The organism is Maribacter sp. (assembly GCF_016744255.1).
Lineage (GTDB): Bacteria > Bacteroidota > Bacteroidia > Flavobacteriales > Flavobacteriaceae > Maribacter_B.
In genome coordinates, this window is record NZ_JADGES010000002.1 from 101,681 (window position 1) to 118,046 (window position 16,366).

Annotated in this window: 14 protein-coding genes; 10 read left to right on the top strand and 4 right to left on the bottom strand. The window is 33.4% G+C overall.

Features of this window, described 5'->3' with window-relative positions; all coding sequences use genetic code 11:
• Window positions 1-7 precede the first annotated feature (7 nt).
• Window positions 8-1,189 (top strand): efflux RND transporter periplasmic adaptor subunit, encoded by a 1,182-nt coding sequence (locus QZZ51_RS01025; protein WP_291864650.1) that lies wholly within the window; start codon window positions 8-10, stop codon window positions 1,187-1,189.
• 11 nt (window positions 1,190-1,200) lie between these two features.
• On the opposite strand, the gene QZZ51_RS01030 is transcribed toward QZZ51_RS01025, so the two are convergent.
• Both QZZ51_RS01030 and QZZ51_RS01035 read right to left on the bottom strand, forming a co-directional pair.
• Window positions 1,201-2,022, bottom strand: a complete 822-nt coding sequence (locus QZZ51_RS01030; RefSeq protein WP_291864683.1) for a ZIP family metal transporter — start codon at window positions 2,020-2,022, stop codon at window positions 1,201-1,203.
• A 2-nt stretch (window positions 2,023-2,024) separates the two neighbouring features.
• Window positions 2,025-2,681, bottom strand: a complete 657-nt coding sequence (locus QZZ51_RS01035; protein ID WP_291864652.1) for a metal-dependent transcriptional regulator — start codon at window positions 2,679-2,681, stop codon at window positions 2,025-2,027.
• Between the two features lie 92 nt (window positions 2,682-2,773).
• Between QZZ51_RS01035 and QZZ51_RS01040 the strand changes: the two genes are divergently transcribed.
• Both QZZ51_RS01040 and QZZ51_RS01045 read left to right on the top strand, forming a co-directional pair.
• Window positions 2,774-5,062: a TonB-dependent receptor gene (locus QZZ51_RS01040; protein ID WP_291864653.1), complete on the top strand. Its 2,289-nt coding sequence runs from the start codon at window positions 2,774-2,776 to the stop codon at window positions 5,060-5,062.
• Window positions 5,063-5,550: 488 nt separating this feature from the next.
• Window positions 5,551-5,721 (top strand): hypothetical protein, encoded by a 171-nt coding sequence (locus tag QZZ51_RS01045; protein ID WP_291864656.1) that lies wholly within the window; start codon window positions 5,551-5,553, stop codon window positions 5,719-5,721.
• Here the strand turns inward: QZZ51_RS01045 and QZZ51_RS01050 are convergent.
• Window positions 5,701-6,675 carry a polyprenyl synthetase family protein gene (locus tag QZZ51_RS01050; protein ID WP_291864659.1) on the bottom strand — a complete coding sequence of 325 codons (975 nt, stop codon included), beginning with the start codon at window positions 6,673-6,675 and terminating at the stop codon, window positions 5,701-5,703. The two genes, QZZ51_RS01045 and QZZ51_RS01050, sit on opposite strands and share 21 nt — an antisense overlap.
• A 74-nt stretch (window positions 6,676-6,749) precedes the next feature.
• Here QZZ51_RS01050 and QZZ51_RS01055 point away from each other — a divergent pair, with 74 nt between their 5' ends.
• From QZZ51_RS01055 to QZZ51_RS01080, 6 genes are all read left to right on the top strand, one after another.
• Complete coding sequence (locus QZZ51_RS01055; protein ID WP_291864662.1) at window positions 6,750-7,388, top strand: RNA polymerase sigma factor; 639 nt, start codon at window positions 6,750-6,752, stop codon at window positions 7,386-7,388.
• 6 nt (window positions 7,389-7,394) lie between these two features.
• Window positions 7,395-7,790: a hypothetical protein gene (locus QZZ51_RS01060; RefSeq protein WP_291864665.1), complete on the top strand. Its 396-nt coding sequence runs from the start codon at window positions 7,395-7,397 to the stop codon at window positions 7,788-7,790.
• A gap of 103 nt (window positions 7,791-7,893) precedes the next feature.
• A complete protein-coding gene (locus QZZ51_RS01065) occupies window positions 7,894-8,499 on the top strand; it encodes a TetR/AcrR family transcriptional regulator (protein ID WP_291864667.1) in 606 nt (201 codons plus the stop codon).
• Window positions 8,500-9,840, top strand: a complete 1,341-nt coding sequence (locus QZZ51_RS01070; RefSeq protein WP_291864668.1) for a TolC family protein — start codon at window positions 8,500-8,502, stop codon at window positions 9,838-9,840.
• 31 nt (window positions 9,841-9,871) lie between these two features.
• A complete protein-coding gene (locus QZZ51_RS01075) occupies window positions 9,872-11,035 on the top strand; it encodes an efflux RND transporter periplasmic adaptor subunit (RefSeq protein ID WP_291864670.1) in 1,164 nt (387 codons plus the stop codon).
• Between the two features lie 9 nt (window positions 11,036-11,044).
• A complete protein-coding gene (locus QZZ51_RS01080) occupies window positions 11,045-14,533 on the top strand; it encodes an efflux RND transporter permease subunit (protein WP_291864673.1) in 3,489 nt (1,162 codons plus the stop codon).
• A gap of 299 nt (window positions 14,534-14,832) precedes the next feature.
• On the opposite strand, the gene QZZ51_RS01085 is transcribed toward QZZ51_RS01080, so the two are convergent.
• A complete protein-coding gene (locus QZZ51_RS01085) occupies window positions 14,833-15,183 on the bottom strand; it encodes a nicotinic acid mononucleotide adenyltransferase (protein WP_291864675.1) in 351 nt (116 codons plus the stop codon).
• A gap of 252 nt (window positions 15,184-15,435) precedes the next feature.
• Between QZZ51_RS01085 and aspS the strand changes: the two genes are divergently transcribed.
• Window positions 15,436-16,366, top strand: a 931-nt coding sequence (aspS, locus tag QZZ51_RS01090; protein ID WP_291864686.1) for an aspartate--tRNA ligase, incomplete at its 3' end; no start/stop codon positions are given.

The following is a 16,366-nucleotide window of genomic DNA, read 5'->3' on the forward strand; positions in this document are numbered from 1 at the left end:
CACTATTATGAAATTATATACATACTCTCTATACAGTTTACTTTTAATTTTCACTTTAAGTGGTTGTGGAAATTCGGAAAAAAATACAACCTCAAAAACTTCTGAAAAAAGTTCGTCGATAGAAAACGAGGAACATAGAGACAAAATTCTTGAAATTACCAAAGAGCAATTTAATAACGCCAAAATGGAAATAGGCAAGTTAACAAAACAACCTTTTCCTGAAACTATTACCACTAGCGGTATGATAGATGTTCCCCCAGAGAACAAAGCTGTTGTTAGTGCTACCATGGGCGGGTACATAAAATCTACACCTTTATTAGTTGGTGACCAAGTAACAAAAGGACAGTCATTAGTTACTATTGAAAATCCAGAATTTATAACTCTACAGCAAGAATACTTAGAAATTAAAGAGCAGTTAACTTATTTAAAATCCGAGTATGACCGCCATAAAATTCTCTTTGCAGAAAATATTACATCACAAAAAAACTACTTAAAAACGGAAAGTGAATACAAAACTGCAAAAGCTAAATACAATGGTTTTAGAAAACAGCTTAGTATGCTAAACATTTCATCTTCTAATGTAGACAAAGGAATAATTACTACAGTAGCATCTGTTTACGCTCCTATTAGTGGTAGTGTTACTAAAATGAATGTTACTAAAGGCACCTATGTCTCTGCTGCTGCTGCTATTTTAGAAATAATAAATAACGAACACCTCCATGTAGAACTCACGGTGTATGAAAAAGACATCTTAAAAATTAAAAAAGGCCAAGAAATTCTTTTTAAAATACCCGAAGCTTCTAAAGAGGTTTTTAAAGCCAAAGTACACCTGATAGGCAAATCTATTAATGCAAATAGAACTATTACAGTGCACGGTCATATGGAAGATGAATCCGAAAATAATTTTTTAACTGGAATGTTTTTAGATGCTAATATCATTACTAGCACCACCAAAGAAATGGGTCTTCCAGAAGATAGTATTATTGAACAAGATGGCAAATATTTTGTCCTTCGGTTAATGCCCCAAACCGATTCTTATCATTTTAAAATGATAGAAGTAAACAAAGGAGACACCAGTAATGGATACACGGCTATAAAACCTAATAAAAATTTAACCGAGGATTCTCAATTCCTCACTAAAGGAGCTTTTAATTTAATAAGTGAAGAAGGCGGTGGTCATAGTCATTAATTTTTTACCCTCTATCCCAAACCAACATCTAGGGTCATCATCACAATAAAACCGCCGATAAAGCCCATTACAGCAATATCGGTATATTTATCTTGTTGTGTTTCAGGAATAACTTCTTCTACTACAACAAAAATCATAGCGCCTGCTGCAAAAGAAAGTGCATATGGTAAAATAGGTTGAAAAGTAAGTACCGCCCAAGCGCCAATAACTGCTGCTACAGGTTCTACTAAGGCAGACGCCTGTCCAAACATAAAGCTTCTAGTTCTACTTAATCCTTGTCTTCTTAATGGCATTGCTACTGCGAAACCTTCTGGAAAATTCTGGAGCCCAATACCCAAAGCTAATGCCACGGCTCCACCAATCGAAGCACCATCAAAACCAGCTGCAACTCCTCCAAATAAAACTCCTACAGCTAAACCCTCTGGAATATTATGTAAGGTTATGGCAAGAGTTAGTAATATAGATCTATGCCATGGCGTTTTTATGCCTTCTTTTTCGCTTTCTTTAAAATTAATATGTAAATGAGGCAATACTTTGTCTAATCCAAAAAGAAACAGAGCTCCTAATAAAAATCCAACTGCAGCTGGTATAACTTTTACAAAACCTTCTCCCGGACTCATTTCTATTCCTGGCGCTAAGAGACTCCAAAAACTAGCCGCCACCATTACGCCACCAGTAAAACCGAGCATACCATCTAAAACTGCTCTGTTTAAAGTTTTGAAGAGAAAAACTAAGGCCGCTCCTGCTGCCGTTAATGCCCACGTAAATATTGTGGCATAGAATGCTGCTAATATGGGATCTATAGATCCTAAATATGTTACTACTTGTTCCATCATTATTCTATAATTCTTAAATATAAGTTAGATGCTATTTGATCCGATATATGAATATCTATATCTCTAATTTTTATATGTAAAGAGCCATCAAACTCTTCTTTATCAACAATCAATATTGTATCCCCCAAAGCAATGTTATTTTTGTCTAGAAATTTTAAAAACGGAGGTGAAGAGTCTTTTACTCCAACACAAATACCTTCTTTTCCTATAGGTACTTCATTTAACAATCTCTTAATCGACTTTTTAAATTCTCCATTTTTAGAAGGTATTGGATCCCCATGCGGGTCAATTTGCGGGTATCCCAAATGTTTATCTAGCATATCTACAAGCTTCTCACTTTTTATATGCTCTAATTGCTCTGCTACTTCATGCACCTCATCCCAAGAAAATTCTAATTTCTCTACCAAAAACACCTCCCACAATCTATGTTTTCTTACTATAGACAAGGCTATCTTTAAACCATATTCCGAAAGAGTTACTCCTTGGTATTTTTTATAATTCACAAGACCTTTTTCCGACAATTTCTTAATCATATCGGTAACCGAAGATGGTTTTGTTTCCATCCTCGCTGCAATAGAATTTGTAGAAACACTACCCGATTCTCCCTTTCCTAAATGGTATATTATTTTAATATAGTCTTCCTCTGAAAGCGTCATTAAATTTTCATTTAAAACAAAAATACATTTTTATTATTAAAAACAAATATTTAGTTTTGTCTAAATTTTAATTTTTGCAAACATAAATATTTATGAATCATATCCTCAAATCGTTCCTTATTAGCATTGTATTTCTATACAGTTGCCAAATTTTAAATGCTCAAGAATCGCAAATAAAAGGAATTGTATCCGAAAACAATACCCCAGTAGCCTTTGCTAATATTCTTTTAAAGGGCACTTTAAAAGGCACTGCAAGTGATGAAAATGGTAATTTTACTATAAAAAACATTACCCCAGGAAGCTATACTTTATACGTATCCGTACTAGGCTACTTGCCCTATTTTCAAAAAATAGCAATTAAAGAAAATGAAAATAAAACCTTTTCCATTGAACTAAAAGCTTCTTCTGAGCAACTAGAGGAAACCGTTGTAACAGGAACCCTAAAACCCGTTAAAAGATTAGAGAGCCCTGTACCCGTGGAAGTTTATAGCCCTACATTTTTAAAAAAGAACCCAACTGCAAGCATTTTTGAGGCTTTGCAAAACGTAAATGGCGTTCGTCCACAAATAAATTGCAATGTCTGTAATACTGGAGACATACATATTAATGGTTTAGAAGGCCCATATACTTTAGTTTTAATTGATGGAATGCCTATTGTTAGTGGACTAGGAACGGTTTATGGTCTTTCTGGAATACCAAATTCCCTTATTGAACAAATTGAAATTGTAAAAGGACCAGCTTCTAGTTTATATGGAAGTGAAGCCGTTGGTGGTTTAATAAATATTATTACAAAACGTACCGAAGATGCACCTATATTTTTTGCAGATGCTTTCGCCACAGGTTGGGGAGAATATAATCTAGATATAGGAACAAAAATAAAAGCAGGTAAGAAAGCTGATGCCTTATTAGGGGTTAACTATTTTAACTATGATAATCCTATAGATAATAATAACGATAATTTCACCGACTTAACCTTACAAGAACGTATTTCTGTATTTCAAAAATGGAATTTTAAACGGAAAGAAAATAAAATTTTATCACTAGCAGGGCGTTTTTTTCTTGAAAATCGTTGGGGCGGTGAAATGCAATGGACACCAGAGTTTAGAGGTGGAACAGATATTTATGGAGAAAGTATCGAAACAACTAGATGGGAAATACTAGGTAAATACCAACTCCCAATAGAAGAAAAAGTTCTTTTTTCATTTTCTTATAATGACCATCATCAAGATTCTTTTTATGGAGACATTCCTTATTTAGCAGATCAAAGAATTGGCTTTGCACAACTTACTTGGGATAAGCCAATAGGGAAACACGATTTACTTTTTGGAACTTCGCTACGTTATAATTATTACGATGATAACACTTCAGCAACAGCAAATAACGCAGAAAATAATCCTGATGAAATAATTATTCCAAGTTTATTTGTACAAGATGAAATTAAGTTCAATAAAAAACATTCTTTACTATTAGGTGCTAGGTATGATTATGATGAAAGACATGGCTCCATTTTTACCCCCAGAACTGCTTATAAATGGAAAGTTTCCAACAATGGAATTCTACGATTAAACGCTGGTACTGGATTTAGAGTGGTGAATTTATTTACAGAAGAACATGCTTCTTTAACAGGGTCTAGAGAAGTTATAGTTGCCAATGAACTAAAACCTGAGAAATCCGTAAACGCTAATTTAAACTACCTTCAAAAATTCTATAGTGACAATGGAACTTTTGCAAGTTTAGATGCTTCTCTTTTTTACACCCATTTTAACAATATTATCTTACCAGACTACGACACCAATCCTAACCAAATAATATACGACAACCTAGACGGAAAATCGGTTTCTAAAGGGATAAGTGCCAACGTAGATATTGTTTTCCCTAACCATCTAAAACTTCTTTTGGGAGCCACATTTATGAATGTTAGCAATACCAGAAATGGCGTAACAGAAAGACAAATATTAACCGAAAGTTATTCTGGTACTTGGGGTATTTCTTATGAAATAAAACCTATCAAATTAAATATAGACTATACAGGTAATATATACGGTCCAATGCGTTTACCCATATTAGGAGAACTAGACCCTAGAAGTGAGTATTCCCCTGTTTGGAGTATACAAAATATTCAATTCACCTTTAAAGGGTTACCAAAAATGGAAATCTATAGTGGCATTAAAAATCTTTTAAACTGGACTCCAAACCGTGGTAATCCTTTTATAATAGCACGATCCAATGACCCCTTTGATAAAGACGTAACGTTTAATACCAATGGTGATGCTATCCCAACGGCTAACAACCCTTATGGCTTAACTTTTGACCCAGCTTATGTATATGGGCCAAATCAAGGTATTAGAGGTTTCTTAGGAGTTCGGTACATCTTAAACTAAGAACTATATAATAACGCCTGAGCTAAGTATAGTGGGGAAGTAAGGAAACTTTTCGTTTCCGACTTCGCACTAAGCCGAAGCTTATTGTTTTGCTTTTTCTTTTTTGTTCCAAAGCTAAATACAATAGATTCGGCGACCTTATAAAATTACGCAAAACTTGGGATTTAGTACCAATCACCGTATTAATTTTAGTTCTGTTGACAGTAGTATTTGTCACGTCAAGTTGCTTTCAAATAATTCCAATTTGATAATATTCATAATTCTAAAGTTTCTTAATCAGGACTTTTTTAATAATGATTCTGGATTGATAATGAAATATAATCCGACTAAAATTACGGAATAATATAGCCAATTATAGTTTTCCAAAATCATTGAGCCAATCAAGATTAAAATATTGGCAATTTGTCCAATAATATAAAAACTCTTTTTTTGATGAGATTAAGTATGATATTACATTGACTAAGCTAAATCCAATTATACTACTAGATATGAAAACAATTATGCCAGTTCTATCGCCACTCAAATCGCCTTTAACTATAGAACCAATTATATTTGCAATTGTTTGGATAATAGCAAAAACTAGTGGTGCAGAAGTCATTGAAGCCACTACATTCTTTAAAAACAATAACGGGAAAAAATTAAACTTCTCTTTGCATTAAGCCTTCTCCAAATTCTCTAAGAACTTTTTTATTTTCCGTAGGAATATTGAGCTCTTCTAGAACTTTAAATGCCTTTTGTGTATACTCCGATATTGCCGATTTAGCATCTGTAACAGCACCTGTATCCATAAACACTTCTTTTACCGTGTCTATTTTGTGGGTAACATCATTAGGTTGTATAGAATATAAATCTGTTAACTCTCTTACTTGCGATTTTGTACCCAATTCTAAAGCCCTTAAATACAAGTATGTTTTTTTGTTTTCTATAATATCTCCTCCTACTTGTTTCCCAAAAGTTTCTGGATTACCAAAGGCATCTAAATAATCATCTTGCAATTGAAAAGCGATACCAAGATTTCTACCGAAATCATAAATTCTATTCTGGTCTTCTTGCGAAGCTTTAGCAATTATACCCCCCATTTTCATGGCTGCACCAACTAAAACTGCAGTTTTATAATCAATCATTTTTAAGTACTCTGGAATAGTAACATCGTCTCTGGTTTCAAAATCCATATCGTACTGTTGACCCTCACAAACTTCTATGGCTGTCTTAGTAAATAATTGTGCTAACGCCCTAAACGTTTCACTCTCATAATTTTCAAAAAGCTGATATGCATTTATAAGCATTGCATCTCCAGAAAGTATTCCCGTATTTATGTTCCATTTTTCATGAACAGAAGGCATTCCTCTACGTAAAGGAGCATCGTCCATAATATCATCATGCACCAAAGAGAAATTATGAAAAACTTCAATGGCTAATGCTGCATCCAAAGCTTTGGTAAAATCTGTATTAAAAATTTCGGCAGTCATCAGAGTTAGAACAGGTCTTAACCGCTTTCCTCCCAACTCTAAAATATAAGTAATGGGGTCATAGAGATTTTTAGGCTCTTTGGTAAAAATTTTCTCTTCTAAATACGTAACAAAATGAGTGCGGAAATAATCTACAGAATGCATGTTTGCAATTTTTTTTCAAAAATACATCCATTTTACCAAATGACCTCCAAACAAATTCATAGGACTTAAAAAGAATGAAATTTTCTAAAAAAATTAAAAAAAATGCAATAGTTTTAAAAAACCTCGTCTTTATAGTTGCATGCTGGTTGTTAAACCAAAAAGATACAATGCCCGATACAGATAATGACAAAAGGCTTAAGCTATTTTTTTATAACGAATATCCTTCGTTAAAAGCCTATGTACATTCTAAAATTAAAGATACAGCAGACAGAGGTGCAGAAGATATTATACAAGAAGTTGCTCTAAAAATCTTCTCAAGATCCAAAAATGCCTCTCCCATTACCAATGTTACTGGCTTTGTATATAATGCGGTGAAAAATAAAATTATAGATACGTTACGAACCAAAAAAAACAATTTGTCATTTGAAGAAAAAACAGAATTAAAACTTCTAGAATTCTCTGAACTCATTTATGAAAATTCAACTGAAATATATTCTGACAAAATGAAATTAGAGTTAAAAAAGGCAATTAGCGACCTAAAACCAGAGTATCAAAGTATAATTATAGCTATAGATTTTGAAGGCTATAGTTATAAAGAAATTGCGTGGGATACAGGAATACCAGAAGGCACTCTTATGTCTAGAAGACATAGAGCACTATCTATATTGGCAAAAAAATTAATGCAACAAAAACGTACAGCACATTTAATATAAAAAATTATGGAACAATACATTAAACATAAAATTAGAAGTAAAAATATTGGAACCATTGTAGGCTGGGTACTATTTGGTATTATAGCAGCAATAGCTTTTGCTCTCCTTCTTGGTTTTGGAGTTATGTGGTTATGGAATTGGCTTATGCCAGAAATATTTGGCTTAACTACCATAGGGTATTGGCAAGCTATTGGCCTTTTTGCTTTAGCAAAAATACTATTTGGATGCATTGGTGGAAATAGCTCTAGCAAAAAGAAAGAAAAAGAAAAGTCATTTTCCAACAAAAATGAAAAAGAATGCGGAGATTTTTCCAAATGGAAGCAATATGACCAATTCTGGAAAAAAGAAGGAGAAAATGCCTTTAACTCCTTTATTAATCGAACTCCTGAAGAAGAAGAATAAAAACTGGATACCAAACGCAAATCCTAATAATGTTAAATAAATACAAAACTTTGGAAACTTTTAATGTTTTTAAAGTTTCCGTGTGCTATCTTCACAGTCTCTTATGAAAGATTTAATATTAAAGAAAGCTACCGATATGTTTTTAAACCTAGGGTTTAAAAGTGTTACCATGGATGATTTGGCCAATGAAATAGCTATTTCCAAAAAGACTATTTATTCCCATTTTAAGAATAAAAGTGAACTAGTCCAAGAAGTAACCATGGATATGTTTTGTAATATATCTGAGGGTATTGATTCCATTTGTGCTTTAGAAAAGAACCCTATTGAAGAACTTTATGATATTAAAAAGTTTGTTCTACTACATTTAAAAGATGAAAAATCATCTCCACAGTACCAATTACAGAAATATTATCCTAAAATACACAACACCATTAGGCAAAAGCATTTTGAAGTAATGCAAGATTGCGTAGTTATAAATATTAAAAGAGGAATAGACCTTGGTATTTATAGAGAAAACCTGAATATTGAATTTGTTTCCAGAATATACTTTTCTGGTATAACCAATATAAAAGACCAACAACTTTTCCCTTTAGAGATATTTCCTATCCGAACCCTTATGGATGAATACCTGGAATACCATTTAAGAGGTATAGTAACGCCAAAAGGAAGAAAAATATTAAACACAATCATCAATTCAAATCATAATTAAATGCGAACTAAATTATTACTATTACTAACCTTAGCTTATGTATCCGTAAGCTATTCCCAAGATAAAACAAACAGTTTTACTTTGGATGAAGCTGTTTCTTTTGCTCTAAAAAATAACTATAGTGCAATTAACGCAGAAAGAGATATTATCGATGCCCAAAAACAAAAATGGGAAACCATTGCTGGTGGCTTACCTCAAATTAGTGGAGCAATTAGCTACCAAAACCAATTAAAGCAGCCTGTATCTCTAATTCCAGGAGAATTTGCTGGTGGAGAAGCTGGCACTTTTATTCCCATAGTTTTTGGACAAGCACAAACTGCCTCTGCCACAGCAACCTTATCTCAACAAATTTTCGACGGCTCTTATATTGTAGGTGTGCAAGCTTCCAAAGTATTTTTAAGCTACAGCGCTAACAACAAAGAAAAAACCCGATTAGAAGTTAGGAAGGCTGTTACCCAAGCCTATGGTAATGTACTCCTTGCAAACGAGAGTGTTTCTATTTTTGAAAAGAACAAAAATACTCTAGAAAAAAACCTCGAGGAAACCACTAAAATATATGAAAACGGATTAGCCGATGAAGAAAGTGTGGAACAATTACAAATTACACTTTCATCCATAGACCATCAATTAAAAAATGCGGTTAGATTAAAAGACATTACTTTACAAATGTTAAACCTAGTAATGGGGATTGCTATTGATGCTCCTACGAAACTAGAGGATAACCTAGATGCATTAACCCAAAAGCAAATTAAATTAGATTTACTAGAGTCTAACCTTACCATTGAAAATAATGTTGACTATAAACTAGCCACTAATTTAAATGAGCAACGTTTTTACGAGCATAAACTTGCTAAAAGTAAAGCATTACCAACCTTAAATGCATTTGTTAACTATGGTACTACTGGCTATGCAGATGATTTTAACTTTCTGCAAAGCGACCAACAATGGTTCGACTCTTCTATTCTGGGTTTCGATTTAAACATTCCCATTTTCAGCTCCTTAAAAAGAAGCGCCAGTACCCAACGTGCTAAAATTGCTCTGGAGAAAGCAAAAACACAGTTAAAAGAAGCAGAACAACAAATACGCTTACAATTAGAAAATGCTAAAAGCGATTACATTTTAGCAATTGATCAATACCAAACAGCAAAAGATAATTTAGGCCTTGCGGAACGCATTGAAAAAAAGAATCAGATTAAGTATTTCGAAGGATTAGCAACTAGCTTTGAGCTTAGACAAGCCCAAACACAATTATATACTACCCAACAAGAGTATTTACAATCTATGATAGAAGTTATCAATAAGAAAACCGAATTAGAAATTATTCTTAATGCCGAATCCTAATCAAAAAACATCAACATATAAATCAATCCAAATGAAAAGAATTATTTATCTAGCAGCTTTTGCTATATTATTGTCCGCTTGCGGTGGTAAGGAACAATCCGTTGAATCCGTAATAAGTACTAATAATATTGCCAAAATAAAAGAGAAGAAAGCAGCAATAGAAAAAGAACAAGAAGTAGTAACTGCAAACTTGCAAATGCTTAAAGATGCATTGGCCGAGTTAGACACAGTAAAGAAAATTCCTTTAATATCTACATTCTTAGCGAAACAAGAAGTTTTTAACCACTATGTAGAACTCCAAGGTAATGTTACCACAAAGAACTTACTTACCATAACTCCAGAAATGAGTGGAATTCTTAAAACCGTTACCGTTAAAGAAGGACAACGCGTAAGTAAAGGGCAGACCTTAGCTATACTAGATGATGGTGGAATAGGCCAAGAACTTGCTCAACTACAAATACAAGCAGATTTGGCTAAAACAACTTTTGAACGTCAAGAGCGCTTATGGGAACAAAAAATAGGTAGCGAAATGGACTTTTTACAAGCAAAATCTAACTACAATGCCCAATCCAAAGCCATTAATCAATTACAACAACAACTTGCTAAAACAGTAGTAAAAGCTCCTTTTTCTGGAGTCATTGATGATGTAATTACGGAACCTGGTAATGTAACGGCTGCTGGGCAAACGCCTCTTTTTTTATTAGTTAATTTAAACCGTATGTACATTGAAACAGATGTACCCGAAAGTCATATATCTAACATTAAGAAAAACAAAGCTGTACTTGTAGATATTCCAGTTTTAAATAAAGAAATCTCCACTAAGGTTGCACAAGTTGGCAGTTATATTAACCCTGCAAACCGTACTTTTAAAATAGAAGTTAATGTTCCTAATCCAGACAAAACCATTAAGCCAAACCTAACAGCAAAGCTTAAAATTAATGACTATACCAGTGAAAATGCTGTTTTAATACCGCAAAGTATTATTTCTGAAAATGCCAAAGGACAACAGTATATTTATGTGCTTAAAAACAAAGAAAACAATCATGGTGAAGCAACTAGAGTAATTATTAAAACAGGCAAAACTCAAGATGATCTTATTGAAGTTTTAAGTGGAATAGAAGTTGGAGAAGAAATTATACAAGAAGGCGCCAGAACTGTAAAGAATGGCCAAACTGTTGAAGTAATTAATTCATAAAAAAAACTCATGAGCAAAAATAAAATAATGCATAAAGAGTTTAAACTCTCTTCTTGGGCAATAGAAAATAAGACTACGATATACGTATTAATTATTCTATTTTTAATACTAGGTGTATCTGCTTTTTATAGCATGCCAAGAGAAAACTTCCCAGAAGTAAATGAAACCAAAATCTATGTAAGCTCTGTTTTTCCTGGAAACACAGCAGAAGACATAGAAAAACTAATTACAGATCCATTAGAGGATAAACTAAAAACAGTGAGTAATGTGGTAGAAACTACATCTACCTCACAAGAAGATTATTCCTTAGTTGTTGTTGAGTTTGATGAAGGGCTAACGGTTGACCAAGCAAAGCAAAAAGTAAAAGATCAGATAGATACAGAAACTTCTAGTGAAGACTGGCCCACTTTTAATGATGCCAAAGTAGAACCTAATGTGTTTGAGCTGAGCATGTCTGAAGAAATGCCAATTCTAAACATTAACATTTCTGGAGATTACCCTGTTGAGAAGTTAAAAGAATACGGAGAATATTTGCAAGATGAAATTGAAAACTTGCAAGAAATTAAGCAAGTAGACATCCGTGGAGCCCAGGATAAAGAAGTTGCTGTAGAAGTAGACATTTATAAAATGATGTCTGCCAAAGTAAGTTTTGACGATATTAGAAATGCAATTGCTGGGGGTAATGTTACCATGTCTGCTGGAAATTTAATTACAAGTGGGCAAAGAAGAACCATACGAATTTTAGGCGAAATTGATACCCCTGCAGATTTAGAAAACTTTGTAGTTAAATCGGAGAATGAAAATCCTATATATCTTAAGGATTTAGCTACTATAACATTTAAAGAAAAAGATAGAACTACCTACGCTAGAGAATTTGGAAATAGAGTAGTAATGCTAGACGTTAAAAAACGTGCTGGTAAAAATATGATTGATGCTACCTCTCAGGTTCGCGATATTGTCGAAGATGCAATAGAAAATGAATTCCCAAAAGATCTACATATTACTATCGCAAATGACCAATCTTCTGTAACTATTACACAAGTAGACGATTTGGTGAATAACATCATCTTTGGAATAATACTGGTAGTAACGGTATTAATGTTCTTCTTAGGTTTTAAAAACGCTGTGTTTGTTGGTTTTGCGATACCCATGTCCATGTTTATGTCCATATTAATCTTAAATGCATTTGGGTATACCTTGAATGTTATGATTCTTTTTGGATTAATTATGGGGCTAGGTATGCTGGTTGATAACGGTATTGTAGTGGTTGAAAATGTGTATCGCCTTATGGATGAAGAAGGCATGGGAAGAGTTGAAGCTGCCAAAAAAGGTATCGGAGAAATTGCCTTCCCCATCATCATCTCTACCGCAACAACTGTCGCAGCCTTTATTCCTTTAGGATTATGGCCCGGAGTAATGGGAGAATTTATGATTCTATTACCCATAACACTTTCTACCGTACTAGGATCTTCCCTTTTTGTTGCAATTTTCTTTAACTCGGTACTAGTATCACAATTTATGAGTGTGGAAGATGTAGACATGCCCATGAAAAAAATAATCATTACAACTGCAGTAATGGTTACTATAGGTCTAATTATTGTTTTTACCGGAGGCACATACAGAGGACTTGGAACATTGATGATTTTTACTGCTGTAATGCTTTGGATGTATAGACTATTCCTAAGAAATTGGGCTAATACTTTCCAAAATAAAGCACTTCCATGGTTAGAGAGAATGTATGAAAGAACACTAAGATGGGCACTTACCGGATTAACTCCTTATATCTTAACCGTAAGTACATTTGCTCTATTAATAATCTCTTTCATGGCATTTGGCTGGTCTTTAGGTACCCAAAGAACTAAAGTGGAATTTTTCCCAGACAATAAGCCTAATCAGATTATTGTATACATAGAATACCCAGAAGGGACAGATATTGAAAAAACCAATCAGATTACAGAGTCTATTGAAAAAAGAGTCTATAAGGTTTTAAACGCCCCTCTTTATATGGATGGCGACTATAATTTCATGGTTGAAAGTGCTGTTTCTCAAGTAGGAGAAGGAGCAGGAAACCCAAATACAGATGGCGGTTCCTCTGCAGAAATGCCGCATAAAGGTAAAATTACTGCTTCCATGCGAGAATTTAAATATCGCCGTGGTTTAGATAGTGAAGAATTACGCCAAAAAGTACAAGAAGCACTTGTTGGCATTTACCCAGGAGTTTTAATTTCTGTAGAAAAAGATGCTAATGGCCCACCTGTTGGTAATCCTATAAACATTGAGATTGAAGGCGATGATTATGCGGAACTTATCCATGAAGCTGAAAAAATGCGAAACTTTATTAATACCAAGAATATTGCTGGTATCGATGAATTAAAAATTGATGTTAATAGAGACAAACCATCGATGCTCGTTGAAGTAGACCGTAAAAAAGCTGGTGAATTAGGAGTTAGTGCATCCCAAGTGGGTAGCCAATTACGTAATTCTATCTTTGGAACAAAAGCAGGAACCTACAAAGAAGAGGGAGAAGACTATGACATCTACGTTCGTTTTAATGAAGAAAACAGATATAATAAAAGTGCTTTATTTAACCAGAAAATAACTTTTAGGGACATGGCTTCTGGTCAGATTAAAGAAGTGCCTGTTTCAGCAGTAGCAAAACAAGGTAATAATTCTGGTTTTAGTGCTATTAAGCATAAAGATGCACGCAGGGTAGTTACTGTGTATTCTGCACTATCCCCTGGATATACTGATGCCGCAGCAATAGTTGGTGTTATTCAAAAAGAAATGAAATCTTATAAAAATTTACCAAGTAATATTAAGATAGATTATACGGGGCAAATTGAAGAACAAAATAAAGAAATGGCATTCTTAGTTGGAGCTTTCTTTACCGGTTTAGGGTTAATTTTCTTTATTTTAATATTCCAATTTAACTCGGTAAGTAATCCTTCTATTATAATGCTAGCCATATTCCTTAGTTTAATTGGAGTATTTGGAGGATTAGTAATTTCTGGATCTGCGTTTGTTATTATGATGACTATGATGGGGATTATATCCTTGGCAGGTATTGTTGTTAACAACGGGGTAGTACTACTAGATTACACCCAATTACTAATTGATCGTAAAAAAATTGAATTAGATTTAGACAAGGATGAATATTTAGAAAACATAGACCTTTTTGAAGCCATTGTAAAAGGAGGAAAAGCGCGTTTACGCCCAGTACTATTAACTGCAATTACAACCATTCTTGGTTTAATACCATTAGCAATAGGACTTAATATAGATTTCTTTTCTTTAATGAATGACCTCGATGCTAAAGTTTATATTGGAGGAGATAACGTAATATTTTGGGGGCCACTAGCATGGACGGTAATTTACGGCTTACTAATTGCCACCTTCTTAACATTAATCGTTGTACCAATATTCTTTAATCTTATCTATAGAGTCAAGGTTAGAATAAGAAACGGCAGATCTAATAATAAATCTAAAGTTGTTGTTTAATTAAGCAACTATTAATTGTAAAAAAGGGGTCATATTTATAATCTGACCCCCTTTTTTATATACCTAATTTGAAACTATACTCTATACATGTCAAAGTATTAAAACAAATAATTGCTATAGAATAAGACGATATCTTATCTTTTAAATAATTAACAACTCTAAAGAGCACTATTACTTCTTGTGAATTCTCTAAAATAAACCAATGCTTATAAAAGCAAAAAATCCAAAAAGTAGTAACTTTCTGGATTGTTCTTAACAACTCGTAATGGTCTTTTAAAACGCTGGCCTATAAATCAAACTTATTTATTCAATACAACAGCCTCTGCATTATTCCATTGCGTAATATTTGCAATCTTATTATCTGTAAAATCTACTTCTTTAAGCTTTTTTCCTTCCCAGAAAAACCATTTTCCCATTTTTACGCCATTAGTATATTGCCCCATAGCAATTTTCTTGCCCTCTTCGTTATACATTCTCCACTCTCCTTGTAATTGCTCGTTTACAAAGAAACCCGTTTGAGAAATTTTACCATTTTCATGGTAGTACGTTACTTTTACCATTTCTCCTTCTACTTCATAAGTAGGTGTAGTATCTTGTGCATACATGCCGACAGAGGCTATAAGTGCTAAAAATAAGATTGCTCTTTTCATAATTATATATTTAAATCAACATTTTATTTACAATAACATAACAAATATAGCAATATTTATAATATGCAAAACTTTATAGTAACCTTTAATTTACATTAAATTTACATTAAACTCGTAATTAGCTTACTGTTAGTTATTTATAATTTTTAAACCTCACGCCATCAGTCGTTACAAAAACAAAAAAATCCGTTGTATTTAATCCTGTTAAATTGCGGATACTTCTTAAATTTGCCAACAAAATCAAAAACGGTTATGTATAGGAGTTATACTTGTGGAGAATTAAGAGATACCCATATAGGAGAAGAAATTACTTTATCTGGATGGGTTCAAAAAACTAGAGATAAAGGTTTTGTAGTTTGGATAGACATAAGAGATCGCTACGGTATTACACAACTTATTTTTGATGAGGAACGTACTTCTAAAACATTACTAGAACAAGCAAGAAGCTTAGGTCGAGAATTTGTAATTCAAGTTAAAGGAACAGTAATAGAGAGGGCTTCTAAAAATGCAAACATACCTACCGGAAATATTGAACTTTTAGTAAAAGAACTTACGGTACTAAACGAATCTAAAACACCTCCTTTTACTATTGAAGATGAAACCGATGGTGGTGAAGATATTCGTATGAAATATCGATACTTAGACATCCGTAGAAATCCGGTAAAAAACAACCTTATTTTCAGAAGTAAGGTAGCTATGGAGGTACGCAAGTATCTTGCAGACGCAGACTTCATAGAAGTAGAAACTCCATATTTAATTAAATCTACTCCCGAAGGTGCTCGTGATTTTGTTGTACCTAGCAGAATGAATGAAGGGCAATTTTATGCACTTCCGCAATCGCCACAAACATTTAAGCAATTGCTTATGGTTGGGGGTATGGACAAATACTTTCAAATTGTAAAATGCTTTAGAGATGAAGATTTACGTGCAGATCGCCAACCAGAATTTACACAAATAGATTGTGAAATGGCCTTTGTAGAACAAGAGGATATTTTGAATGTATTCGAAGGGCTTACCAAACACCTATTAAAAGAAATTAAAGGGGTTGATATTGCCTCTTTTCCTAGGATGACGTATGATGATTCCATGGCAAAATATGGTAACGACAAACCAGATATTCGTTTTGGAATGGAATTTGGCGAATTAAACACTGTTGCCCAAAACAAAGAATTTGGTGTTTTTA

Excerpts from the sequence above, each read along its gene's own strand:
- QZZ51_RS01040 (WP_291864653.1), top strand. The coding sequence starts at position 2,774 with ATGAATCATATCCTCAAATCGTTCCTTATTAGCATTGTATTTCTATAC.
- QZZ51_RS01080 (WP_291864673.1), top strand. The coding sequence starts at position 11,045 with ATGAGCAAAAATAAAATAATGCATAAAGAGTTTAAACTCTCTTCTTGG.
- QZZ51_RS01055 (WP_291864662.1), top strand. The coding sequence starts at position 6,750 with ATGAAATTTTCTAAAAAAATTAAAAAAAATGCAATAGTTTTAAAAAAC.
- QZZ51_RS01050 (WP_291864659.1), bottom strand. The coding sequence starts at position 6,675 with ATGCATTCTGTAGATTATTTCCGCACTCATTTTGTTACGTATTTAGAA.
- QZZ51_RS01065 (WP_291864667.1), top strand. The coding sequence starts at position 7,894 with ATGAAAGATTTAATATTAAAGAAAGCTACCGATATGTTTTTAAACCTA.
- QZZ51_RS01030 (WP_291864683.1), bottom strand. The coding sequence starts at position 2,022 with ATGGAACAAGTAGTAACATATTTAGGATCTATAGATCCCATATTAGCA.
- QZZ51_RS01070 (WP_291864668.1), top strand. The coding sequence starts at position 8,500 with ATGCGAACTAAATTATTACTATTACTAACCTTAGCTTATGTATCCGTA.
- QZZ51_RS01035 (WP_291864652.1), bottom strand. The coding sequence starts at position 2,681 with ATGACGCTTTCAGAGGAAGACTATATTAAAATAATATACCATTTAGGA.
- QZZ51_RS01075 (WP_291864670.1), top strand. The coding sequence starts at position 9,872 with ATGAAAAGAATTATTTATCTAGCAGCTTTTGCTATATTATTGTCCGCT.
- QZZ51_RS01060 (WP_291864665.1), top strand. The coding sequence starts at position 7,395 with ATGGAACAATACATTAAACATAAAATTAGAAGTAAAAATATTGGAACC.
- QZZ51_RS01045 (WP_291864656.1), top strand. The coding sequence starts at position 5,551 with ATGAAAACAATTATGCCAGTTCTATCGCCACTCAAATCGCCTTTAACT.
- QZZ51_RS01085 (WP_291864675.1), bottom strand. The coding sequence starts at position 15,183 with ATGAAAAGAGCAATCTTATTTTTAGCACTTATAGCCTCTGTCGGCATG.
- QZZ51_RS01025 (WP_291864650.1), top strand. The coding sequence starts at position 8 with ATGAAATTATATACATACTCTCTATACAGTTTACTTTTAATTTTCACT.